At 69.5% G+C, this 23772-nt stretch carries 25 protein-coding genes; 14 read left to right on the plus strand and 11 right to left on the minus strand.

Annotated elements, in window-relative coordinates; translation table 11 throughout:
* Positions 1–492, minus strand: coding sequence for a YflT domain-containing protein (locus NM1_RS01945; RefSeq protein ID WP_068013366.1), 492 nt, complete (start codon positions 490–492; stop codon positions 1–3).
* A gap of 191 nt (positions 493–683) precedes the next feature.
* Positions 684–1661, minus strand: a complete 978-nt coding sequence (locus NM1_RS01950) for an HpcH/HpaI aldolase/citrate lyase family protein (protein ID WP_068013368.1) — start codon at positions 1659–1661, stop codon at positions 684–686.
* Between the two features lie 52 nt (positions 1662–1713).
* Here NM1_RS01950 and NM1_RS01955 point away from each other — a divergent pair, with 52 nt between their 5' ends.
* The 5 genes from NM1_RS01955 (at position 1714) to NM1_RS01975 (ending at position 7330) form a co-directional block, all read left to right on the plus strand.
* Positions 1714–3063: a magnesium transporter MgtE N-terminal domain-containing protein gene (locus tag NM1_RS01955; protein ID WP_068013126.1), complete on the plus strand. Its 1350-nt coding sequence runs from the start codon at positions 1714–1716 to the stop codon at positions 3061–3063.
* On the plus strand, positions 3060–3644 hold the full coding sequence (locus tag NM1_RS01960; protein ID WP_068013128.1) for a DUF1003 domain-containing protein: 585 nt from the start codon (positions 3060–3062) through the stop codon (positions 3642–3644). Before NM1_RS01955 ends, NM1_RS01960 begins: the two co-directional genes overlap by 4 nt.
* A 129-nt stretch (positions 3645–3773) precedes the next feature.
* Positions 3774–5201 carry a lytic murein transglycosylase gene (locus tag NM1_RS01965; protein WP_307719294.1) on the plus strand — a complete coding sequence of 476 codons (1428 nt, stop codon included), beginning with the start codon at positions 3774–3776 and terminating at the stop codon, positions 5199–5201.
* Between the two features lie 126 nt (positions 5202–5327).
* A complete protein-coding gene (locus tag NM1_RS01970; protein ID WP_068013372.1) occupies positions 5328–6170 on the plus strand; it encodes a lytic transglycosylase domain-containing protein in 843 nt (280 codons plus the stop codon).
* A 23-nt stretch (positions 6171–6193) separates the two neighbouring features.
* Positions 6194–7330 carry an Mrp/NBP35 family ATP-binding protein gene (locus NM1_RS01975; protein ID WP_068013132.1) on the plus strand — a complete coding sequence of 379 codons (1137 nt, stop codon included), beginning with the start codon at positions 6194–6196 and terminating at the stop codon, positions 7328–7330.
* 121 nt (positions 7331–7451) lie between these two features.
* On the opposite strand, the gene NM1_RS01980 is transcribed toward NM1_RS01975, so the two are convergent.
* The gene (locus NM1_RS01980) at positions 7452–8381 is read right to left on the minus strand and encodes a phosphotransferase family protein (RefSeq protein WP_084519070.1); all 930 of its coding nucleotides are present in this window, start codon (positions 8379–8381) and stop codon (positions 7452–7454) included.
* A complete protein-coding gene (locus NM1_RS42890) occupies positions 8378–9673 on the minus strand; it encodes an NsdA family TPR-like regulatory protein (RefSeq protein WP_068013135.1) in 1296 nt (431 codons plus the stop codon). Before NM1_RS42890 ends, NM1_RS01980 begins: the two co-directional genes overlap by 4 nt.
* A 218-nt stretch (positions 9674–9891) precedes the next feature.
* Between NM1_RS42890 and NM1_RS01990 the strand changes: the two genes are divergently transcribed.
* The 5 genes from NM1_RS01990 to NM1_RS02005 all read left to right on the plus strand — a co-directional run bounded on the left by NM1_RS01990 (position 9892) and on the right by NM1_RS02005 (position 12906).
* The gene (locus tag NM1_RS01990; protein WP_147288917.1) at positions 9892–10080 is read left to right on the plus strand and encodes a hypothetical protein; all 189 of its coding nucleotides are present in this window, start codon (positions 9892–9894) and stop codon (positions 10078–10080) included.
* Positions 10081–10200: 120 nt separating this feature from the next.
* On the plus strand, positions 10201–11094 hold the full coding sequence (locus NM1_RS44560) for a DivIVA domain-containing protein (protein ID WP_373864011.1): 894 nt from the start codon (positions 10201–10203) through the stop codon (positions 11092–11094).
* Entirely contained in the window at positions 11091–11672 is a 582-nt protein-coding gene (locus NM1_RS02000) for a DNA-3-methyladenine glycosylase I (protein WP_281278061.1), read from the plus strand. The genes NM1_RS44560 and NM1_RS02000 overlap by 4 nt, the downstream gene beginning before the upstream one ends.
* A gap of 180 nt (positions 11673–11852) precedes the next feature.
* Positions 11853–12023, plus strand: a complete 171-nt coding sequence (locus tag NM1_RS40710) for a DUF3117 domain-containing protein (protein ID WP_084519071.1) — start codon at positions 11853–11855, stop codon at positions 12021–12023.
* Positions 12024–12039: 16 nt separating this feature from the next.
* Positions 12040–12906: a putative RNA methyltransferase gene (locus NM1_RS02005; protein ID WP_068013139.1), complete on the plus strand. Its 867-nt coding sequence runs from the start codon at positions 12040–12042 to the stop codon at positions 12904–12906.
* 29 nt (positions 12907–12935) lie between these two features.
* Here the strand turns inward: NM1_RS02005 and glgA are convergent, their stop codons facing one another.
* Positions 12936–14162, minus strand: coding sequence for a glycogen synthase (gene glgA, locus NM1_RS02010; protein ID WP_068013141.1), 1227 nt, complete (start codon positions 14160–14162; stop codon positions 12936–12938).
* Between the two features lie 291 nt (positions 14163–14453).
* Between glgA and glgC the strand changes: the two genes are divergently transcribed.
* Positions 14454–15668, plus strand: coding sequence for a glucose-1-phosphate adenylyltransferase (gene glgC / locus NM1_RS02015; protein ID WP_068013143.1), 1215 nt, complete (start codon positions 14454–14456; stop codon positions 15666–15668).
* A gap of 40 nt (positions 15669–15708) precedes the next feature.
* Here glgC and NM1_RS02020 read toward each other — a convergent pair whose 3' ends face one another.
* The 6 genes from NM1_RS02020 to NM1_RS02045 form a co-directional block, all read right to left on the minus strand.
* Positions 15709–15924: a hypothetical protein gene (locus NM1_RS02020; protein WP_084519072.1), complete on the minus strand. Its 216-nt coding sequence runs from the start codon at positions 15922–15924 to the stop codon at positions 15709–15711.
* A 74-nt stretch (positions 15925–15998) separates the two neighbouring features.
* Positions 15999–16196 (minus strand): hypothetical protein, encoded by a 198-nt coding sequence (locus tag NM1_RS02025; RefSeq protein WP_068013147.1) that lies wholly within the window; start codon positions 16194–16196, stop codon positions 15999–16001.
* 169 nt (positions 16197–16365) lie between these two features.
* On the minus strand, positions 16366–18021 hold the full coding sequence (locus tag NM1_RS02030) for an ABC transporter permease (RefSeq protein WP_068013149.1): 1656 nt from the start codon (positions 18019–18021) through the stop codon (positions 16366–16368).
* On the minus strand, positions 18018–18959 hold the full coding sequence (locus NM1_RS02035) for an ABC transporter ATP-binding protein (protein ID WP_068013152.1): 942 nt from the start codon (positions 18957–18959) through the stop codon (positions 18018–18020). The genes NM1_RS02030 and NM1_RS02035 overlap by 4 nt, the downstream gene beginning before the upstream one ends.
* Positions 18960–18984: 25 nt before the next feature.
* Complete coding sequence (locus tag NM1_RS02040) at positions 18985–19638, minus strand: TetR/AcrR family transcriptional regulator (RefSeq protein ID WP_068013154.1); 654 nt, start codon at positions 19636–19638, stop codon at positions 18985–18987.
* Between the two features lie 263 nt (positions 19639–19901).
* Entirely contained in the window at positions 19902–20540 is a 639-nt protein-coding gene (locus tag NM1_RS02045; RefSeq protein ID WP_114699504.1) for an O-methyltransferase, read from the minus strand.
* 489 nt (positions 20541–21029) lie between these two features.
* Here NM1_RS02045 and sigE point away from each other — a divergent pair, with 489 nt between their 5' ends.
* The 3 genes from sigE (at position 21030) to NM1_RS02060 (ending at position 23771) form a co-directional block, all read left to right on the plus strand.
* Positions 21030–21659, plus strand: a complete 630-nt coding sequence (sigE, locus tag NM1_RS02050) for an RNA polymerase sigma factor SigE (RefSeq protein ID WP_068013381.1) — start codon at positions 21030–21032, stop codon at positions 21657–21659.
* A 62-nt stretch (positions 21660–21721) separates the two neighbouring features.
* Positions 21722–22174, plus strand: coding sequence for a zf-HC2 domain-containing protein (locus tag NM1_RS02055; protein ID WP_068013156.1), 453 nt, complete (start codon positions 21722–21724; stop codon positions 22172–22174).
* A gap of 10 nt (positions 22175–22184) precedes the next feature.
* Positions 22185–23771: a S1C family serine protease gene (locus NM1_RS02060; RefSeq protein WP_068013158.1), complete on the plus strand. Its 1587-nt coding sequence runs from the start codon at positions 22185–22187 to the stop codon at positions 23769–23771.
* Position 23772 lies beyond the last annotated feature (1 nt).

Genomic DNA, 23772 nt, shown 5'->3' on the forward strand with positions numbered 1-23772 from the left:
CTACAGCGCCAGCCGCGCCAGCATGTCGCGGGCCTGCTCGGCCGCCTTCGGCTCGCACAGCACGTCGTAGCGACCGGCCACCAGCTGCATGGTGGAGGCGAAGTCGCGCTGGCCGCGGGTGGCGGCGTACGGGATCGAGGTCGAGATGACACCGAAGATGACACCGCCCACCAGGCCGACCGCCAGCGGGCCGAATGCGCTGCCGCTGACGAACAGGCTCAAAAGCAGACCCAGGAACAGACCCAGCCAGGCACCCGACACCATGCCCCCGCCGATGACCTTGCCCCACGTCAGCCGATACAGCACCCGCTCTACCTGCATCAGATCGACGCCGACGATGGTCACGTTCTCCACCGCGAAGTGATTGTCGGCCAGGTAGTCGACCGCCTTCTGCGCCTCGGCATAGGTCGGATACGACCCGACCGGCCAGCCGGACGGGGGTGTCGGCAGACCCGGCCGATTGCGATTCGAGCTCCCCAACGGATTGGTCATATCCCCCATCATGCTAGGTCCCACGCCAACCGTGTACCCACACGCCCGGAACGCGCCGCGTGTCAGTCCGGGCTCACATCCACGGCCGTGTCCGAATCAGACCGGCTCGCATCCGGCACAGCGAGCGTCACCGGCGATCGAGAATGGGCTCGACCACGGACCGGCGCACATCGGCCGATTCCGCCGCGGGCTCAGTCCGCCCGTGGCGGCGGAACGAACCGGGTGGTCCGCCGCAGCCCCGCGGCGCGGCCCTTGTCCGCGATCACCTGCGCCATCTTCGCGCTCGCCTCGTCGATCATCTCGTCGCCGAGCATGGCCGCCCCGCGCGCCCCGCCCTCGACCGAGGTGTGGAAGGCATAGGCGTCCAGGATCTCCTCGGCCCGGTCGTATTCGGCCTGCCGCGGCGAGAAGATCTCGTTGGCGGCCTCGATCTGCGACGGGTGCAGCACCCACTTGCCGTCGAAACCCAGTGCGGCCGTGCGGTTCGCGGCCCGGCGGAAGCCGTCGAGGTCGCGCACCTGCAGGTACGGCCCGTCGATGGCCTGCAGCCCGTGGGCCCGCGCCGCGAGCAGGATCGTCATCAGGATGTGGTGGTAGGCGTCGCCGGTGTCGTAGCCCTCCGGCTGCTCCCCGACCACCAGTGTGCGCATGTTGATGCTGGCCATGAAGTCGGCGGGCCCGAAAACCAGCGTCTGCACGCGCGGGCTGGCGGTGGCGATCTCGTCGATGTTGCGCAGCCCCTGGGCGTTCTCGATCTGCGGCTCGATCGCGATGCGGCCGACCTCGAGCCCGCCCGACTTCTCCAGCTGGGTCAGCAGCAGGTCCAGCGCCCGCACCTGCCCGGCGTCGACCACCTTGGGCAGCAACAGCGCGTCCAACTCGGCGCCCGCGCCGTCGACCACCGAGATCACATCGGCGTAGGTCCACTGCGTCGTCCAGTCGTTGACCCGCACCACCCGGATCTGGTCGCCCCAGCCAGGTTCGTTGAGTGCCGCCACGATGTTCGCCCGAGCTGTCGCCTTGGCGGCCGGGGCCACCGCGTCCTCGAGATCGAGGAATATCTCGTCGGCGGGCAGGCCCTTGGCCTTCTCGATCATCTTGGGGTTGCTGCCGGGTACGGCGAGCACCGAGCGTCGGGAGGGGGTGAGCCCGGTACGGCGAGTTGACATGCACGGCTCCTGAAGTTCGTGATTCGGGCGCTGCACCACATAGCCTTGCAACATGGCAGCGACGAAGGTCTTTGCCGCCCGGCTGGCGGGCCTGGTGGTGCTGGGTCCGGACGGGGAGTCTATCGGCCGCGTCCGGGACGTGGTGATCTCCATCCGCTACGACCGCCAGCAGCCCCGGGTGCTCGGACTACTCGTGGAACTGCCCACGCGCAGGCGGATTTTCGTGCCGATGCTACGGGTGACCGCGATCGAGCCCGGTTCGGTCAACCTCAACACCGGCACGGTGAGCCTGCGCCGCTTCCAGCAGCGGCACGGCGAAATGCTGGCCCTGGCGCAGCTTCTCGACTCCACGGTGCGCGTCGATAAACCGGAGCTGCCCGATCTGCAGAGTGTCGATGTGCTCGTGATCGACCTGGGCATCGAGCAGACCCGCACCCGCGACTGGGTGGTGGCGAAGGTGGCGGTGCGCGAACGCCGGGGGCTGGGCCGCGCGCTCCGCCGACGCGGTGCCACGCACGTGGTGAACTGGTCCGATCTGCGCGGGCTGACCCAGCAGGAACTGAATATGCCCGGCCAGAGCGTCGCCGCGCTGCTCGAGCAGTACGAGGGCCTGCGCGCGGCCGACGTCGCGCACCTGCTGCGCGAACTCCCCGCCAAGCGCCGCATCGAACTGGCCCGCGCCCTCGACGACGAGCGGCTCGCCGATGTGGTGCAGGAGCTGCCGGAGGCCGATCAGATCGAGGTGGTGCAGCAGCTGGGCACCGAGCGCGCCGCCGACGTCATCGAGGCGATGGATCCCGACGACGCCGCCGACCTGCTCGGCGAGCTGCCCACCGGCGAGGCGGAGGCGTTGCTGTCGCTGATGGATCCGGAGGAGTCCGAGCCGGTGCGCCGCCTGCTCGAATACTCCCCCTACACCGCGGGCGGCATGATGACGTCCGCCCCGGTGGTGCTCACCCCGGCGGCCACGGTCGCCGAGGCGCTGGCCCGGGTCCGCGACCCCGACCTGACGCCGGCGCTGGCGTCGATGGCGTTCGTGGTCCGCCCGCCCACCGCCACCCCGACCGGCCGGTACCTGGGCTGCGTCCACATTCAGCAACTGCTGCGCGAACCACCGGCCACCCTGGTCGGCGGCCTGGTCGACAAGGACTTGGCCCGCCTGCAGCCCGAGGCGCCGCTGGGCGTGGTCACCCGGTACTTCGCCACCTACAACCTGGTCTGCGGTCCGGTGGTGGATGCCGAGAACCACCTGCTGGGCGCGGTCACCGTGGACGACGTCCTCGACCACCTGCTGCCCGAGGACTGGCGCGAGCAGGACGAGTCGCACGCGGTTCCCTCCGGCGCCCACGGGGTCGCCGCCGGAGGGCAGGGCCTCACGCTGGCCGGAGAGGACACACCATGACCGAACGCAACGACAAGCCGCGCGGGCGGCTGGAAACGCCGGTCGAGAACCGGTTCCGATTCGATTTCGATGCCGAGGCGCTGGCGCGCAGCAGCGAACGGGTCGCCCGGTTTCTGGGCACGGGGCGCTATCTGGCGCTGCAGACGGTCATCGTGATCGTCTGGATCGTCCTCAACGTCTTCGCGGTCCGGCTGCGCTGGGATCCGTACCCGTTCATCCTGCTCAATCTGGCCTTCTCCACCCAGGCCGCCTACGCCGCGCCGCTGATCCTGCTGGCCCAGAACCGCCAGGACAACCGGGACCGGGTCTCCCTGGAGGAGGATCGGGCTCGCGCCGCGCAGACCAAGGCCGACACCGAATTCCTGGCCCGGGAGCTCGCGGCGTTGCGGATCGCGGTCGGCGAGGTCACCACGCGAGACTATTTGCGTCGAGAGCTCGAGGACATCAAAGAGGCGCTGACACGCCTCGAGCTGAGTGCATCATTGGATGATGAAGATTCTGTTCCATCTCCCAAATCGAGGAAGGTTACCGATCGAAAGAGGGGTCGGGTACCTATTTCGCCACAAATCGATGGCAACTGACCGCAAATATCGATAACAACAAGCTGACTGCCGGGTAACCTGGATCACGTTGCGGGAAGTGACTGACTCAGACAGTGCGTATGATCTCAGTCACCGAATGGCTACGAGGGGATTGGTGTGCCGATGCGAATGTCTGGTCCGATAACCGTGTCGGCGCTGGTGGTTGCGGGATTGATGGCTTCGGGATCGGCGCAGCACACGCCCGCCCGCACCAGCGCGCCGAAGACGGCGGATGCACAGTTGGCGGCCGCGACGGCGCCGACGGACTCCGGAACCACCACGGCCGACCAATCGGCGGGACTGGTTCCGGCGGCCCCGGAACCGCCGCGCAAACTTCGCGCGATGACCAGCCCCGCCGACGGCGTGCCGCCGTTCGCCGGGACTGTCCCGCTGCGCGACATCGCCCTACCGGGCGGCGGCGCCCTGGGCATCCCGGAGATCGTGCTGGCCGCCTACCGCAACGCCGAGCTGGCGATGCAGTCCTCGATGCCGAACTGCGGATTGAGCTGGCATCTGCTGGCGGGCATCGGCCGCATCGAGTCCGGCCACGCCCGGCACGGCCAGACCGATGCCGCCGGCACCACGACCGGGACCATCTTCGGCCCGGCGCTGGACGGCACGCTGCCGGGCAACGAGATCATCAAGGCGTCCGACGGCGGCTATGTGCGCGCGGTCGGGCCCATGCAGTTCCTCCCCGGCACCTGGGCGCACTACGCCTCCGACGGCAACGGCGACGGCGTGTCGGATCCGAACAATGTCTTCGACGCCTCGGTCGGCGCCGCCAAGTACCTGTGCTCGGGCGGGCTGGACCTGCGCGACCCGCAGCAGGAGCTGCGCTCGGTACTGCGCTACAACAATTCGCTGTCCTACGCGGCGAACGTGCTGAGCTGGTCCAACGCCTACAAGACCGGCGGCGCGCCGACCCAGGTCGATATCTCCCCCGGCCTGATTCCGCCCGGCACCATGCAGACCCCGCCCTCCGGCGCGGACATGATGGCGGTCAACTCCACGGTCCCGACCCCGAGCGGCGAGGCGCCGCCGCCCGAGACCGCGGCGACCACGATGCAGCCGCCGGTGCAGACCCAGGTGATGATCAACATCCCCGGCCTGCCGCCGATCCCGTGCGGCATCTTCTGCCCGCCGCCCCCGCCGCAGCCGTGCGATCAGGTCGTGGTTCCGGCCCCGATGCCGAAACCGGGCGATCCGGCCGCGCCGGAGCAGCTGCGGTGGGCCCCGGGCGATCCGGTCCGGCCCGCGGACGCCCAGCAGGCCGATCCCAACGCGCCGCACGATCCGAACGCCCAGCCCCGCCCGGCCGCCTGCGCGCAGCCGCAGGCACAACCGGTACCCGGACAGCCGAACGGGCAACAGCCCCCGGCGCCCGCACCGGAGGCCGCGGCACCGGAACAGCAACAGGCCGAAACCCCGGCGAAGACACCGGAACCCGGCCCGGTGGAGCCCGCCGAACCGGCCGAGTCGGTCGCCCCACTGCCGCCGCCCGCACCGGCCATGACCTTGCCCTTCGGCATCGTGATTCCGCTGCCCCCGGCGGCATAGGAATCCCGGCTCGGAGCCAAACCGGAAAGATGGTCACGAAGCAGTAACGAAAAGGTCTCGGATGCGGTAACCTGATCTCGTTGTGTCACGAAAAGCTCACAGCGAGCAATGGAGGGTCACCGCACCGTGGGACGTCACCGCAAACAACCTGCTAGGAATGTTGGACGCGGATCTGTTATCGCATTGACTGGGCTCGTACCCGCGGGAGTCGTCGCCGTGAGCGCGGCTTCGGCGGCTGAAGTGAACACCGCCGAGCACGCGACATTGTCTGCACTGCAACAGGATCAGGACGAGCAGGCCGCGAGACCCGGGCCGTCCGCGGAGTCGGGCGGAATGCTCAAGGCGGCTAAGCACACCGGGCCGCCCGTCGTGAAAACCGTTGCGCAGCCGGACGGCCGGGTCCCGGCCGATCTCCCCGCCGGGCCGCTGGGGCTGCCCGGCGTCGCGCAGGCGGCCTACCAGAATGCCGAACGTGTTCTGGCACAGGAGAATCCGAACTGTCACATGCCGTGGTCGGTGCTGGCGGGCATCGGGCAGGTGGAGTCGCACCACGCCTACGGTAAGGCCGACGCCAAGGGTTACCCGATCGATCCGATCTACGGGCCGGTGCTGGACGGCAGCCTGGGCGGCAATCAGGTCGTGCACGCGACCGACGGCGAACTCGACGGCGGCATGTCGTCCTACACCCGCGCCGTCGGGCCGATGCAGTTCCTCCCCGAAACCTGGCGCAAGTACGCGGCCGACGGCGACGGCGACGGCATCTCCGATCCGCAGGACCTGTTCGACGCCGCCCTCACCGCGGGCAAGTACCTGTGCTCGGGCGACCTGGACATGAACGACCTGTCCCAGCAGTCCCGCGCCATCATGCGCTACAACAACTCGATGGCCTACGTGGCCAACGTGATGGCCTGGGAGGTCGCCTATCGCACCGGCGTCGCCCCGTCGTCCGGCCAGCTGCCGCGCATCTGATCCCGGTAACTAGACTCGGCGACATGCCTGTGGTTACGGAATCGGATGTGCGGGGCGCCCTCGCGAAGGTGAACGACCCGGAGATCCGCAAACCGATCACCGAGCTGGGCATGGTGAAGACCGTCGCGATCGGCGCCGACAGCAGCGTCCACGTCGAGATCTACCTGACGACGGCGGCGTGCCCGCTGCGCACCACGCTGACCGATATGGTCTCCCGGGCCGTCGCCGACGTGCCGGGCGCCGGAGCGGTCAGCGTCGAACTCGACGTGATGAGCGACGAGCAGCGCACCGAGCTGCGCAAGAAGCTGCGCGGCGATTCGGCCGAGCCGGTGATCCCGTTCGCCCAGCCCGGTTCGATGACCCGGGTGTACGCGGTCGCCTCCGGTAAGGGCGGCGTCGGAAAGTCCAGCGTGACAGTGAATCTCGCGGCATCGATGGCCGCGCGCGGGCTGTCGGTGGGCGTCCTCGACGCCGACATCTACGGCCACTCGGTCCCGCGCATGCTGGGCACCGATCAGCGCCCCACCCAGGTGGAGCGGATGATCATGCCGCCCGTCGCGCACGACGTGAAGGTCATCTCGATCGCCATGTTCACCCAGGGCAACACCCCGGTGGTGTGGCGCGGGCCGATGCTGCACCGGGCGCTGCAGCAGTTCCTCGCCGACGTGTTCTGGGGCGACCTGGACGTGCTGCTGCTGGACCTGCCACCCGGCACCGGCGATGTCGCGATCTCGATCGCCCAGCTGATCCCCAACGCCGAGATCCTGGTGGTGACCACGCCGCAGCCGGCCGCCGCCGAGGTGGCCGAGCGGGCCGGCGCCATCGCACTGCAGACCCGGCAGCGCATCGCGGGCGTGGTGGAGAACATGTCCTGGCTGGACCTGCCCGACGGCAGCCGCATGGAGCTCTACGGTTCCGGCGGCGGCCAGTCCGTCGCCGACCGCCTCACCAAGGCCGTCGGCGCCGAGGTCCCCCTGCTCGGCCAGATCCCGATCACCCAGGAACTGCGCGAATCCGGCGACGAGGGCACCCCGATCGTGCTGCGCGCCCCCGAAGACCCTGCGGCACAAGCCCTCCAGAGCATCGCCGACAAACTCGCCGTCCGTCGCCGCGGCCTGGCGGGCATGTCCCTGGGCATCGACACCACCCGCCACACGTAACCCCCACTCCGATCATCGCCGCACCCCTTACACGCTCACGCACCCCTTGCAGAGCGCTGGAACCTGTGCGGGAATACGCAAAGGGTGCGGGAGGGGGAGGCGTGCCGCGGGGTACGTTGCGTTAGAGGATGTTCCAGGTCAAGGGGGTGCCGGTGCGCAGGCCCTCGATGCGGCGCAACACCTCCCGGGCGCTGTCCGAGCCCGGTGCGGACTTCCAGGCATTGGTGGTGATCATGCGGAGTTCGCGCAGGTCGCGGAGCCAGGCGAAGCCGGGCCAGGTGCGGATGTCGACACCGTAGTCGCGGCAGAACGTGTCGTATTCGGCGGGATGATGGGCGAAGCGGCGGCAGTGCACCTCGAGGGTGACCAGATCCCACTCGGGCTGCCCGATCGTCACGCTCTCCCAGTCGCACAGCACGCTGCGCTCGGTCACGTTGTCCCACAGGGTATTCCGGTGGTGCGCGTCGCCGTGGATCAGCCCCGGGGGGAGCACATAGGTGATCTTGTCCCAGCCCGCCGCGAGCCGATTCCGCTCGGCGCGCAGCAGCCGCCGATCGCTGGGCGGCAGGATCGTGTTGGCGTCGATGGCACGGGCGATGCGGGCGAAGGTGTCGCGGAGATGACGCGTCGGCAGCCACTGCGCCGGGCGGCTGCTCAGATTGTGCAACCGGGCCAGCGGTGCCGCCAGGTCCGCGGCGACGATCTCGCGCTGCTGGGGCAGATAGCGCCAGAAGGTGACCGCGCACCCGTCGATCTCGACCGGCTGCGTCGCACCGGCCAGCGGTACCGCGGGCACACGCCGAGTCCGCAGCCAGCGCACCAGGGCGACAACGTCGATCGGCGCCGCTCCCCCGCACGGCCGGTCGATCTTCACCACGATCGGCTCGCTCGCCAGGAGGTACACCGCATTGGTGTGATGGCGCAGCAGTTCGGCCTCGGCCGGGTCGAATCCGCCACGGCGGCACGCTGTTTCCAGAATCCAGCGCGTCCGCTGCGGCGTGAAGTCGGCGGAGGTCGCACGGTCGACCGCCGCCTCGAACACGGTGGTCACCGCGGCTCCCCGGCCCCGGCCGCCACCGCCCGGCGCAACTCGTCGACCACCCGGCGGCCCCGGCTGTGTTCGGGGATCGCCTCGACGACCGCGGCCGCACGGGTCATCACGATGGTGGTGCGATGCTCGGCAGGCAGCCTGGTCAGCACCTGCGAGGCCAGTCCGCAGGCCTCGTCGACCGCGCCGTCGAGGGCGTGGCAGATGGCCGCGTCGAGTTCGATGAGCGCGGGATCGACCACCACGGCCGGGCTACCCCGATACAGCTGCAGCCCGCGCTCCTGCGCGCGCCGCGCCGCGGCGGTGCGGCCCAGATTGGTCAGCGTGCCGGATTGGTAGAGCAGCAAACGCTTTTCGCTGAACCGGAACGCCTCGTCAGTGACCGCGTCGCCGATCTCCTCGATGTGCCGCCGGGCCCGCGTCAGCGCCAGATCGGCGCCGTCGGCGTCGCCGAGCCGGGCCAGCGCCCGCGCCTCCGCGGCGGCCGCCAGCGCGGTCGCGTCGTCGGCGGTCTCCGGCAGCTGCGCCTGGGCGGCACGGGCCAGCACGACGGCCTGTTCGGGACTGCCGTAGTAGTAGGGCAGCATCGCGTGCTGGGCCCGCACCCGTGCCCGCAGTCGGCGGTCGGCGGTGTCGTCCGCGGCCAGGCGCGCGGTGCCGTACCAGTAGTTGGCCCGCTCGATCTGGCCGAGCTTCATCAGCGCATCGGCGAGCAGCAGCCCCAACACGGCGGTGACCTCGGAGAGTCGCGATTGGATGGCGGCGGGCTGGCGCTGCGTCGAAATCGACTGCACCTCCAGCAGATCCGGCAGCACGGTGGACAGCACGTCGGTCGGCGGCGTGCGGGTGTAGGCGAGAACCCGGCCCGCGGCGCGCTCCTCCATCAGCTCCACCATCGCGGGACCGATCGTGCCGGCGGCCAGGGTGCGGTCGATGACGATCCGGGCATCGTCGAGCCGGGACATCAGGGCGACGTCGTGCCCGGTGGCGAGCGGGACCGAAACGGCCACCGTCGCGGCGCGGCGGGCCGGTAGCCGGCGCAGGCCCAGCGCCTGCTCACCCTCGGCGAGAATCGTCTCGAATCGCTCTCGCACTTCCGAATCGACCTGCACCAACAGCGTGTCCAGCAGCTCCTGGGTGAGCGGTCGGGGCGTCACCGCGCTCAGACCGGACCGCCAGTTGGCCACGGTCGTCATCTCGACCCCGAGGTGAGCCGCGAACTCCCGCACGGATTTTCGCGTCGCCTCCTGCAGTGCGACGGCCTCGAATCCGGTCCAGGGCCGACCCAACACCATTGTTAACACCCCGTTTCGTACCCGTGTGCCAACAGTAAGCCAACACCAACGCCAACGCTGCGCGATTCCGCAACGGACCGAATACCGCGAAAGTTGAAGGTGCACCCGGTGCCGCGGCGAAAATCCTTCGCAAATAGATGACGCAAACCGAGGGCGGCGATCCTGAGACCCCCGGTTTCGCGGCACCGGGTGCACCGCACCAGTTGGAGGTACCACCGATGTACGCACCACCCTCGGATGCCCGCGACCGGTGGCTGATGGACAGCCGCGACTGCGCACACGAACCGGCCGACCTCACCTACGACCGCGCCCGGTTCATCCTCGCCGTGCACGCCGGTCACGGCGGAAGGTGCCGCCAATACCTGGCGGCCGCCGCCTATTGTTTCCGTCGCACCGGAGAAAGGTGAACGGGCGGTTGATCATTCGCGGGAACCGGGCCGGATTCGGGGAAGCGGACCGGTACCCGCGGGGCGGCCGCACCCTCGGGGGCTTCGAAGCTGTCGGGGCGGCCGCATATCCTCGTCGGTATGCTCACGCTGCTGTTGTACGTGCTGATCGTCGGCCTGGTGGCCGCGCTGCTGTTCCTGGTCGCGAGCGCGGTGTTCGGACGGGGCGAGGAACTGGGCCCGCTGCCCGAGGGCACCACGGCCACCGTGCTGCCGGCCACCGGCATCCACGGCGGCGATGTGCGGTCGCTGCGTTTCCAGCAGGTGTTCCGCGGTTACAAGACCGGTGAGGTGGACTGGGCCCTGGCCCGGCTCGCCGCCCGCATCGATGAACTCGAGACACAGCTGGTCCAATTCCGGGGCGAACAGCCCGCCAACGGCAGCACAGGCGCATTCCCCACGCAGACCGCCCAGACCGGTCCGTGGACCCGGACCCGCGAATGGCCGACCAGCCACTCCGCGACCACGCAGCAGCAGACGCCCGAGCAGGCCTGGCGCGGCTTCCCCGAGGATGGCGGCGCTCCCACCGCCGGTCACCCGCCCACCCCGGTAACCGATCAGTGGCCGGGCCCCGAGACCACCCAGCCGACCCACCGCCCGACGACCATCCCGGCCGTCGCACCCGGCACACCACCCCACGGCCGAGAGCCCGCCGACCGAGAAGCACAGCCGCCCCACACCCTCAACATGTCGACTACCGGGCACGACGGGCCGCAGCCGACGAGCAATCCGGGCAGCGAGCAGTCGTCCCATCCCACCGGTCCCGGCTCCAACCCGGCTGTTCCCGGCCCCAACCCCGCTGTTCCCGGCTCCAGCCCAGCCATTCCCGGCTCCAACCCTTCTGTTCCCGGCTCCAGCCCAGCTATTCCCGGCCCCAACCCCGCTGTTCCCGGCTCCAACGCCTCTATTCCCGGCCCCAACCCCGCTATTCCCGAGGTGCAACCTCCGGGAGCGGCCGGTCAGGACACGAAGTGAGCGCCCCGCAGGCCGAGGCGGTGGTCTCGGACGGCAAGATCCGGTGCGGGTGGTCGGAGTCCTCCCAGCTGTACCGCGACTATCACGACCAGGAGTGGGGCCGCCCCCTGCACGGTGACGACGCGATGTTCGAGCGGATGTGCCTCGAGGCGTTCCAATCGGGCCTGTCGTGGATCACCATCCTGCGCAAGCGCCCGGCCTTCCGGGCGGCCTTCGACGGGTTCGTCATCGACCGGGTGGCCGACTACACCGCGTCCGATGCGGAGCGGCTGCTGGCCGATCCGGGCATTGTGCGCAATCGCGCCAAAATCGAGTCCTGCATCGCCAACGCCAAGGTTGCTCGCGAGCTCGGAACCGGCCTCGACGAGCTGCTCTGGTCGTTCGCTCCGCCGCCGCGCCCGCGTCCCGCCACGCTCGGCGACGTCCCCGCCACCACGCCCGAATCGGTTGCTCTCGCAAAGGAACTCAAGCGGCGTGGGTTCCGTTTCGTGGGCCCCACGACCGCGTATGCGCTGATGCAAGCGACCGGTATGGTGGATGATCATCTGGCCGATTGCTGGGTCGATGTGCGCGGCTGAGGCCGCGCCACGCCGGTCGGTTTTCGAACTCAGGTACCCGCCCAGTTCCGTGATGAGGAAGAATAGGCGTGGTGTAGCCCCGCGGGCACGGCCCGGCCGTGCGCGTGGGCTACCTGTTGGTGACAACACGAGTTCCAAGAAAGTGCGCAGCAGACCGCGCGGATCTGGAGGGAGCAGAGGATGGCGGCCATGAAGCCCCGCACCGGGGACGGTCCCCTCGAGGCAACCAAGGAAGGGCGTGGAATCGTCATGCGGGTTCCACTCGAGGGTGGCGGGCGTCTGGTCGTCGAGCTCACGCCGGACGAGGCCGCGGCCCTCGGCAAGGAGCTCACCGAAGTCACCAGCAGCTAGTCACTCGTCCCGTCTCATGCCGGTGAACCCGGCGCGAGCGGACACCGCGTCACCGCTCGCCGCGGTCGCGCGGTTTCTGGCTTGCCCCGAATGCGGCGACGCCATGACCGTGCGCGACCGCTCGCTCATCTGTGCCCGCGGGCACAGCTTCGATATGGCCCGGCAGGGCTACGTCAGCCTCCTGACCGGTGCGTCGACCAAAATGACCGGCGACACCGCGGACATGTTGGACGCCCGTGCCGCCTTTCAGGGGGCCCGCCATTTCGCACCGATCGCCGACGCCGTGGCGGCGGCGGTCACCTCCGGCCCGCCCTCGCGCGCCATGCTGGAGATCGGCTCCGGCACGGCCTACTACCTGGCCGCGGCCCTCGATGCGGTGCCATCGGCGTACGGGATCGCCCTGGACGTCTCCAAACCCGCAGCCCGGCGCGGTGCCCGCGCCCATGTTCGCGCCGCCTCGGTGCTGGCCGACGCCTGGCGCGGACTGCCGATCCGGGACGGCGCGCTGACCCATGTGCTGTCGGTGTTCGCTCCCCGCAATCCCGACGAGGTGGCGCGCGTCCTCGCGCCCGGCGGCCGGTTCGTCGTTGTCACCCCGACTCCCCGGCACCTGTCCGAACTGATCGCCCCGCTGGATATGGTGCGCGTGGACACGGCCAAGGACGCCCGCCTCGCCGATGCCCTGTCCGGCCGCTTCGACCGCCTCGACAGTCTTCTCGTCGAATACCCGATGGCACTCGACCACACCGACGTCGCCCACATCGCCGCCATGGGCCCCTCCGCCTTCCACGCCACCGACGGACGCGCGGGCCTTATCGCGGCCCTCCCCGAGGCCGTAGAGGTCACCGCCTCGGTCACGGTCGCCACCTACACGGTCCGCTGAGCAATCCGCAGCGTGCTTTCGGCCGGGCCTCAGCCCTTGCGGATGCGGTCGTAGAGTCGGACGGTTTGCTCGGCTACGCGGGCCCAGTCGAATTCGGCTATGGCTCGGGCGCGGCCGGCGGCGCCCAGGGAGCCTGCGAGGAGAGGATCTCCGGCTATGGCGTTGACCGCGCGGGCCAGTCCCGACTCGAACTCCTCCGGCGAGGCGTCGTCGTAGGGGACCAGGCGGCCGGTGGCGCCGTCCTCGACCACCTCCGGGATTCCGCCCACATCCGAGGCCACCACCGCCGTGCCGCAGGCCATCGCCTCCAGGTTCACGATGCCCAGCGGCTCGTACACCGAGGGGCAGACGAATACCGTTGCGGCCGCCAGAATCTGGCGCACCTGCTCGGTGGGCAGCATCTCCCGCACCCAGAACACGCCGCCGCGGCGCCGCGACAGCTCCGCCACGGCCGCCGATACCTCGGCCTCCAGCTGCGGGGTGTCGGGCGCGCCCGCGCACAGCACGATCTGAATATCCGGATCGAATTCCCGGGCGGCGGCCAGCAGATGCGCGACCCCCTTCTGCCGGGTGATGCGCCCGACGAAGGCGACGATCGGCGCGTCGGTGCGCACGCCCAGTTCGGCCAGCACGTCCCGGGCACCGTCGACGGGGCCGCCGGGACACCAGGCGTCGGCGTCGATCCCGTTGTGCACCACGTGCACCCGCGCGGGGTCGACGGTCGGGTAGGCGTCGAGCACATCGCGGCGCATGCCCTGGCTGACCGCGATCACGGCGTCGGCGTACTCCATCGCATTGCGCTCCGACCACGACGACAGCCGGTAGCCGCCGCCCAGCTGCTCGGCCTTCCAGGGCCGGCGCGGTTCGAGCGAATGCGCGGTCAGCACGTGCGGGATCCCGTATAGGGTGGCGGCCAGATGCCCGGCCAGCCCGGTGTACCAGGTGTGCGAGTGCACCACGTCCACGCCGCCGACGGCGTCGGCCATGCGCAGCTGCGCCGACATCATCTGCAGGGCCGAATTGGCGGCGTACAGCATCGGATCCGGTTGGTGCACCACGGCATCCGTGCGCGGCATTCCCATGCAGTGCACCGTCACCTCGCTCAGCCGCCGCAGTTGCGACACCAGCTGCGTGACGTGCACCCCGGCCCCGCCGTACACCTCCGGCGGATATTCACGGGTCAGTACCGCGACCTGAAGCCGGGCCCGCTCCCGCGATTCGGTCGGCTCGCGTCCACCCTCCGCGCCGAAACTCACCGGTCCAACCTAATCGTTCACCCCCGGCGTGACCACTCCCACACGGATGCGGCGCCGGTAAGTTTGCGGCCGAACGGGCGCCCTCGGCCGAACGCCTGGCGGTTGTCGCGGCCATGCGTACGCAGCCGACCAGGCGTCCCGCAGTCGAACGCGTGGCGACTCCGGCGCAGCCGCGCAGCGGCCGATGGGGTCGGCTCGAGACGGCAGCCTGCGATAACTCTGTCGGCTGGTCGGCGACCGCACCGCGGCCGCCTCAGGACACAGCGTGGTGCGCAGCGGTAAGTTGGCGTTGTGAGGAGCCAGCCGCACGTACTCGGGATCGTGCTCGCCGGTGGTGAGGGCAAGCGACTCTTCCCGCTCACCAAGGACCGCGCCAAACCGGCGGTCCCGTTCGGGGGTGCGTACCGCCTGATCGACTTCGTCCTCTCCAATCTGGTCAACGCCGGATATCTGCGGCTGTGCGTGCTCACCCAGTACAAGTCGCACTCGCTGGACCGGCACATCTCCCAGACCTGGCGGCTGTCGGGCTTCGGCGGCGAGTACATCACCCCGGTGCCCGCGCAGCAGCGGCTCGGGCCGCGCTGGTACACCGGCAGCGCCGACGCCATCATGCAGTCGCTGAATCTGATCTACGACGAGGATCCGGACTACATCGTGGTGTTCGGCGCCGACCACGTGTACCGGATGGATCCGGAGCAGATGGTGGCGCATCACATCGACTCCGGCGCGGGCGTGACCGTGGCCGGAATCCGGGTGCCGCGCAGCGAGGCCGGTGCGTTCGGCTGTATCGACTCCGACGAGGCCGGGCGGATCACCCAGTTCCTGGAGAAGCCCGTGCACCCGCCGGGCACCCCGGATGATCCGAACGTCACGTTCGCGTCGATGGGCAACTACGTGTTCAGCACCAAGGTGCTGGTGGATGCGATCCGCGCCGACGCCGACAATGCCGACTCCGACCACGACATGGGCGGCGACATCATCCCGTCACTGGTCATGCAGGGCGAGGCGGGCGTGTACGACTTCGCGCGCAACGACGTGCCCGGGTCCACCGACCGCGATCGCGGCTACTGGCGCGATGTGGGGACCATCGACGCCTTCTACGACGCACATATGGATCTGGTGTCGGTGCATCCGATCTTCAACCTGTACAACAAGCACTGGCCGATCCGCGGCGCCGCGGAGAATCTGCCGCCGGCCAAGTTCGCGCAGGGCGGGCTGGCGCAGGAGTCGATCGTCGGGTCGGGCAGCATCCTGTCGGCGGCGACGGTGCGCAATTCGGTGCTGTCGTCGAACGTGTTCGTCGAGGACGGCGCGACCGTGGAGGGCAGCGTGCTGATGCCCGGGGTGCGGATCGGGCGCGGCGCGGTGGTGCGCCGGGCGATCCTGGACAAGAACGTGATGGTCGGCGAGGGCGAGATCATCGGCGTCGACACGGAAAGGGACCGGGAACGGTTCGCCGTCAGCAACGGTGGCGTGGTGACGGTCGGCAAGGGCATCTGGGTCTAGCCGGAGCGAATCAGGCTACACCGCAAAGCAACTGAAGTATTCAGCGCGGCGGGGGCGGCGCCGGGGTGGCCGTGCAGAACGGGTAGCAGGAACCTTTGGTGATCGGCGGATTGCTGGCCGGATCGTCGAAACTGCTTCCGTTGACGAGCAACAGCACCAGCAGGGCCACGAACACCATGAACCCCAGCAATACGACAGCCAGCACCAGCCAGCTGCGCGGCGCGATTTCGAGCAGCACCCCGCGATCGAATAACACCGCGCCTCCACCGGTTGCGAATCACCTGTCCCCACAATCATATCGGCCACAGCAACCCCCGGGGTCGTGCTCGGTCAGTGGGCGGGTGCGTGGGGTGTGGCGGTGCAGAAGGGGGCGCAGGTTCCGGGGGTGGTTGTCGTTGCCGGGGTCTGGGAGTCGTCGAAATCGGCGCCACTGACCAGGAGCAGCACAAGCAATGCGACGACGACCACGATCCCGAAGATCACCGCCACCGGAAACAACCAGCCGGGCGGCAGGTGCGCCCCCAGCATCAGTCCGTGCTCAGCGATAGCGCATCACCTCCTCACTCCCCGCGTAACCCCCTGCACCCCACCGAAACCGGGACCACCCCACGACTTCCCGCACCCCCTGCATGCGCGCGCACCCCTTGCAGGGCTTTGCAAGGGGTGCGAGAACACGCAGGGGGTGCGTGAAGGTCGGTCAGCGGAGGTCGCGGCGGCGGAAGGCGGTGAGGCCCACCGTGGTGAGGGCCGCGGCGATCGCGATCAGGATCACCACCGGGGTGGCGGTGAACGAGGCCGCGGGGAGCTTGGGCAGATGGCTGTAGGGGTCCAGGTCCATCACCCACTGGGGCATGCCGGAGATCGACCCGAGCAGGAACAGCGCGATCCCGCCCGTGAACACGCCCCAGGCCACCGGGGCATACCGCGGGATCAGGCCGAACAGCAGTACGGCGGCACCGGTGAACAACCACACCGCCGGCAGCTGCACCAGCGCCGCGCCCAGCACCCGCGGCAGCTTGCCGCCGACGTCGTCGGTGGCGAGACCGTAGACCAGCCCGCCGATGGCGCCCGAGATCACCAGCAGCACCACCGGTCCGCCCAGCGCGAAGGCGAGATGGGAAGCGGCCCAGCGGATCCGGCCGACCGCGCCGGTCAGTACCGTCTCGGCCCGGTCCGAGGTCTCCTCCGAATGCAGCCGCAGCGCGGCCGAAATCGAGTACGCGGCGGCCGCCAGCCCCAGCATCGTGTAGGCCATGGTGATCATCGAGTCCTCGATCTGCTGCGAGCCGCCGAGCCGGGAGATCATGTCGCGCACGGTCTGGTTGGATCCCAGCTGATCACCGATCCCGTCGACGACGCTGCCGATCAGCAGGCCGTACAGGCTCAGCCCCACACACCACGCCGCCAGCGTTCCGCGCTGCAACCGCCAGGCCAGCCCGAACGGGCCGCTCAGACCCGGTCCGGCGGCGGGCACACCGGGACGCTCGGCGATCAGCCCGGCCCCGAGGTCGCGCCGCGCCAGCAGCCCGTAGGCCACCGCGATCAGCACGACCGCCGTGACGACGTGCAGCAGCAGGATCGCCCAGTGGTCGCCGGCGAACGGCCGCACCTGCAGCGACCAGCCCTGCGGCGACAGCCAGGTGAGCACGTTGGTGGGCCCGTCACCGGCGCGGGCATCACCGACCGCGCGCAGCGTGTAGGTCACCGCCAGCACCGCGAAGGCGATGCCGCGCGCCGTGCGGGCACCCGCGCTCAGCTGCGCCGCCACCGCGGCCACCGCGGCGAAGACGATGCCGGATCCGGCCATGCCGAGCCCGAATGCCAGTGAGCCGCTACCGGGTACGCCCGCGCCCTTCAGGCTCGCGGCGGCGACCAGACCGGTCGCCAGCGCGCCGGTGCAGGTCAGGATCAACGCCGCGGTGAGGTTGGCGAACCGCCCGACCTGCGTGGATGCCAGCAGCTCCTCGCGGCCCGTCTCCTCCTCCGCCCGGGTGTGCCGGATCAGGGTGAGGATGGTGGCTATGGCGATGAGCGTGTAGAACATGCCCGCCTTCCACACACCGGCCGCGCCGAGCGTGGTGTTGTAGATCGGGCCGTACATCGCCAATTGGGCGGGGCTGGAAAGGATTCCGTTCGCGTAGTTCTGCAGGTCGGCCGGGGTCTGGTAGATCTCCTCGATGCTCTTGATGTAGGCGGTGCCCAGCGGCAGGGACAGCAGCAGCACCCACAGCGTCAGCACGATCCGGTCGCGCCGCAGGTACAGCCGCAGCAGTGCCAGGGTTCCCGTGAAATCCGATCCGCCGCGCGCGGATTCGGCGAATCCGAAGCGCGGGCGCGCAACCGCGGTGGTCATTTCGCCGCCTCCGCGTAGTGCCGGGCCGAGCCGCTGCCGTCCGCGGCGTCGTCGCCGTTGAGCGAATAGTGGCGCATGAACAGCTCTTCCAGCGTCGGCGGCTGGCTCACCAGGCTGCGCACACCGGCGTCGCCGAGCACCCGGATCAGCTCACCCAGGTGTTCGCTGTCGACCTGGCAGCGCAGCGTGTGGTCCTCGAAACTGACATCCTCGACGCCCGGGATGCGGCCGAGATCGCCCGGATCCCCGAGCATTTCGGCCGTGATCGAGGTGCGGCTCAGGTGCCGCAGCTCGGCGAGCGTGCCGCTCTCCACCGTCCGCCCGGAGCGGATGATGGTGACGCGCTCGCACAGCATCTCGACCTCGGACAGGATGTGGCTGGACAGCAGCACGGTCACCCCGCGCTCGGTGGCCTCGCGGACACACTCCCGGAAGATCTGCTCCATCAACGGATCCAGGCCCGACGTGGGCTCGTCGAGCATCAGCAGATTCGCGTTCGAGGAGAACGCCGAGACCAGCGCGACCTTCTGCCGGTTGCCCTTGGAGTAGGTGCGGGCCTTCTTGCGGGTGTCCAGCTCGAAGCGCTCGATCAGTTCCGCGCGGCGGTCCGGGTCGATTCCACCGCGCATGCGGGCCAGCAGATCGATCGTCTCCCCGCCCGACAGCGACGGCCACAGCGTGACATCGCCTGGGACGTAGGCGATTTCGTGATGCAGGCCGACCGCGTCGGCCCACGGGTCACGGCCGAGCACCTGCGCCTCGCCCGAGGTGCGGGCGAGGATGCCCAGCAGAATGCGAATGGTGGTCGACTTGCCCGCCCCGTTGGGACCGAGGAAGCCGTGCACCTCGCCCTCGGCGACCTCGAGGTCGAGTCCGTCGAGGGCATGTACCTGTCCGAAATGCTTGTGCAGATCTCGGACAACGATTGCCGATGACATCGAATCTCCTTGTGAGATTGGAGGTTTACCGATCGGCGAGCAGCTTTTCCAGCACCGTCGAATCGGTGAATAGTCCGTGCGTGTTGATTTCGATCGCTGGCAGCATCATCTGGTCGGCGTACTCGCGCAGCGCCTTTCGGAAATCGAGCTTTCCTTCGTTCCGGGCCTCGTACAGCTGCAGGAAGAAGAAGAACCCGCCGCCGTTCTGGGTGGCCAGAAACCTCGCCGTCGCCTTCGGATCCGTTGGTGCGCGCAGGGTTCCGGCCTTGACACCGGCGGCGAGGTAGCCCTCGACGTCGTCGGTCATCTGATCGAACCACGTCACCAGCAGCGGACCACCGGCTTGGAAGGTCCGCATCAGATAGGCGGTGTACGGGGCGAACTCCTCGATATCGGCCAGCGCCTGCAGGGTCGCGGTCGAGGAGGGCTCCTCCACGTACTGCAGCTTCGCCGACACGATGACCGAGCGGACATGCTCGTCACAGGCCTTGCGCAGACCGTCCTTGGACCCGAAGTGGTGATTGACGAGCCCGGGTGACACTCCCGCGGCCTTGGCGATAGCCCGAACTCCGACCCCGAACCCCTCGTCGCCGAACGCGACGATCGCGGCGTCCCGGATGCGGGCGCGAGTGCTCAGATCCTGGGCGGATCCTTCCGGTACGGCTGCTCCCTTAAACACATGTTCAATATACTAAACACTCGTTCAATCGTCACGCAAGACCTGACACGGCCCGAGTTGAAATCGTCATCAGCGCAGGTCAGGGGGTTGATGAAACATCGGATGATAGGGCGATTCCGGCGAAAAGCGTGCCGGAAATGAAGGGATGCAGCTCGCGCCGGATTGAGCGGTTGCAGCTCGCGCCGCATTGAGTGGTCGCAGCTCGCGCCGGATTGAGTGGTCGCAGCTCGCGCGATTGAGTGGATGCAGCTCGCGCGGCTGTACTAACCCCGCGAGGCGCAGAGCAGCCCGTCCCCCACGGGGATCAAAACGCTGGTCAGCTCCGGGTCCTCGGCGATCGCGCGGGTGGCCGCGCGGACCGCCTGGGTGGCCGGGTCGCGCTGGGCCGTATCCGGGACGCGCCCGCCGAGCAGGGCGTTGTGCAGCAGGATCGCGCCGCCCTCGCGGAGCAGGCGCACCCCCTGCTCCACATACTGTGGATGCTCCAGCGGCGCGGCATCGATGAACACCAGGTCGTAGGCGCCATCGGCCAGCCGCGGCAGCACATCCAGGGCGCGGCCGTTGATCAGCCGGGTCCGGGCGGGCGCGACCTCCGCGGTGCGGAAGGCGTCGCGGGCCGCGCGCTGATGCTCGGGTTCGGAGTCGATGGTGGTCAGCGTGCCGTCCTCGCGCATGCCGTCGAGCAGCCACAGCCCGCTGATACCGGCGCCGGTGCCCACCTCCACCACCGCTCGAGCCCCTCCCACCTGGGCATACATGCTCAGCAGCGCACCTACCGAGGGCGGTACGGGCGCGGCGCCGAGCTCGGTGGCCCGCTCGCGCGCGGCCACCAGGATCTCGTCCTCGACAACGGATTCCTCGACATAGGCGAGGTTGCGCTGCACGGCCGACGCCGCCGGTATGGAACTCACGGATAAGAGGCTAATCGCGAAACCGCCCGCACGTCGCGACCGACGGGCCCGCCAGTGCGAGCCGCGAGCCCGGAGACGATGGCGGCGCGTAACCACCCGGACCTCGCGAACGATGCCCTCGGAGACAGAGGCGGCAGCTAGGCCGCCATTTTTCTCAGGTGTCCCTCAGCATCCCCATACCACCGACACATGGGGACCGGACAAAGTAAGGGACAACGCAAAGGCCGACCGATCGCCGGGCGGCGCCCGGGAACACCGGACACAGGTCTTCGGTTGTACCCGGTACGCGACGGGTGGGGTGATCCCCACTGTCGCAGCGCCGGCCCACGGTCCCGAGTAGGAGGTAACCCCATCCACATGGTCGATGCGGCGCGTGAGCACGCCACCCTGCCCGAGCCGAGCCTGCCGAACGGCACGGCCGAATACCAGCTGCCCGCCCCGGCGGCATCCGCCGATGTCGCGATGCCCGAGGCCGAGGCAATGCCCGAGAACGCCGTCCTCCCCGAGGGCCAGGAGGGCGCCGAGGAGGATCCGCTGACCGGTACCGCGGCCTTCGACGCCACCGGCGACCGCACCATGATGCCCTCGTGGGACGAGCTGGTCCGCGAGCACGCCGACCGGGTGTACCGGCTGGCCTACCGCCTGACCGGCGATCCGCAGGACGCCGAGGACCTCACCCAGGAGACCTTCATCCGGGTCTTCCGCTCGCTGTCGAACTACCAGCCGGGCACCTTCGAGGGCTGGCTGCACCGCATCACGACCAACCTGTTCCTGGACATGGTGCGCCGCCGCAACCGGATCCGGATGGAGGCGCTGCCCGACGACTACGACCGGGTGCCCTCGGAGGGCCCCGATCCCGAGCAGGTCTATCACGACGCCAACCTGGACCCCGACCTGCAGTCGGCGCTCGACGCGCTGGCGCCGGAGTTCCGCGCCGCCGTGGTGCTGTGCGATATCGAGGGCCTGTCCTACGAGGAGATCGGCGCTACGCTCGGCGTGAAACTGGGCACCGTGCGCAGTCGCATCCACCGCGGACGCCAGGCGCTGCGGGAGCACCTTGCGCATAATGGATCTCAGGAGCGGTTCGCCGCTGCCGAGAAGGTCGGGTAATTTCCAGCCGCTACGGGCGGCGCCCGGCGCCAGTCGATTGTCCGTCGGAAGGGTGTGCACGTATGGGTGGCGAAGACGCCGCGACAGGCCGCGACTCCGGCGCGGCGGCGGGTCGAGCACAGCGCGCCCGCACCGGACGTCCGCCTCGCTTCGCTCCGACCGAACACTTGGCCAGTGAGGCCATCGCCGCGTACGTGGACGGCGAGTTGCGCATGAACGCCTACCTGCGCGCCGCCGAACATCTCGCCAAATGCCCGGAGTGCGCCGCCGAGGTCGATTCGCAGCAACAGGCGCGCATCGCCCTGCGCCAGGCCGCGCAACGGCAGATCGCGGCGCCCGGAGACCTGCACGACACCCTGAGCCGAATTCCGCTGGCAAATCTTCCCGGCAAGATGGACGAGATGACGCGCGGCGCGAGTTTCCTGGGCCTGCGGGCGGATTCGTTCCGATTCGTTTCCACCGATCGCGACTTCACTTCCGAGAGCAGGCGGTGGACCGGTTGGTGGCGCAAGTAGAGTTCGACACGTGACCACCGAATCAACGAACACCGGATCACAACCCGAACGGCCCGGCGGGACAGACGCTGTTTCGGATTCGGCGGCCGAACGGGGGAACCTGAGGCCGCCGGACGCGCCCGTACTGGGACCGCGGCCGGTCTATCGGCCCGATGTCGACTCGCAGACCGCTCATGTTTTCCGGCGCCCCGAAGACCAGGTCGGATCGTTCGCGCCGCAGCCGCCGCGTAATCCCGGCGCGTCGAACCATTACGGCCCCGAATTGGTGAATCGACCGCCGGACGCCGTGCTGGCCGAGGCATTCGGCCGTCCCGAGGGCTCCGACGAACTGCTGCAACGCGATCCCGACGCCGAATCCGATACCGCTCCGCCCGCCGGACCGGCCGATCCGTGGCGCGATCCCGACGCGGCGGCCCGGCTGGGCGCGCCCGCGATCGTCACACCGCAGACGCAGTCGCTCCCCCCGGGCACCCTGCTGGGCGCCCGCGACGTGCTCTTCGGCCGCAAGGTGGCCCCGGCCGCACTGGCCATTCTGGCCGTGATCGCCCTCGCGATCGGCTTGGTCGGCGGGCTGGTCGGACGGCTGACCGGCGATTCCACCTCGGCCCTCACCTCGCGCAAGGTGGCCCTGCAGCAGGAGGGCGATCCGGACAAGACGCAGGGCCCGATCACACGGGTCGCCGACGCGGTGGTGCCCGCCGTGGTGCAGATCCGCGAGACCGTGGGCGACAACGGCGCCCTCGGCTCGGGCGTGGTCATCGACGGCAGCGGTTACATCGTCACCAACAACCACGTGATCTCCATGGTGGGGATGGACAAGTCGGGCCGGGGCAAGATCCAGGTCACCTTCTCCGACGGCACCAAGGCGCCCGCCCAGATCGTCGGGCGCGACCCCAAGACCGACCTCGCGGTGCTGAAGGTCGACGTCAAGAACCTGACGGTGGCCCGGATGGGCAAGTCCGGTGACGTTCGCGTCGGCGACGACGTGCTCGCGATCGGTTCGCCGCTGGGCCTGACCAAGACCGTCACCTCCGGCATCGTCAGCGCCCTGAACCGGCCCATGGCCGAACCCACGACCCCGGGCGACGACACCGCCGGCGCCTTCGACGCGGTCCAGACCGACGCCGCGATCAACCACGGCAACTCCGGTGGCGCGCTGGTCGACGGCGAGGGCCGCTTGATCGGCATCAACACCGCCATCCGCAGCGAGAGCGGCGGGTCGGTCGGCCTGGGCTTCGCGATCCCGGTGGATCTGGTGCAGCGGATCGCGCAGGCGCTCATCCGCGACGGCAAGGTGCATCATCCGTGGCTGGGCGTGAGCGCCAAGACCAAGTCGGTGGAGAACGACGCGATGAGCGGCGCCGCGGTCGCCGATGTGGTGGCGGGCAGCCCCGCCGCCAAGGCCGGGCTCGCGGAGGGCGACGTGATCGTGAAGGTCGCCGGTCGCGAGGTGACCGAACCGGCCGAGCTCACCGTCGCCGTGCAGTCCCGCCAGATCGGCGAGACCGTCCCGTTCCAGGTGATCCGCGACGGCCGCCAGGTCGATGTGCCGGTGACGCTGGAATCCGACGAGAGCGCTCCCAAGCAGCCGCAGTAAG

The sequence above is a fragment of the Nocardia mexicana NBRC 108244 genome, assembly GCF_001613165.1.
GTDB classification, from domain to species: domain Bacteria; phylum Actinomycetota; class Actinomycetes; order Mycobacteriales; family Mycobacteriaceae; genus Nocardia; species Nocardia mexicana.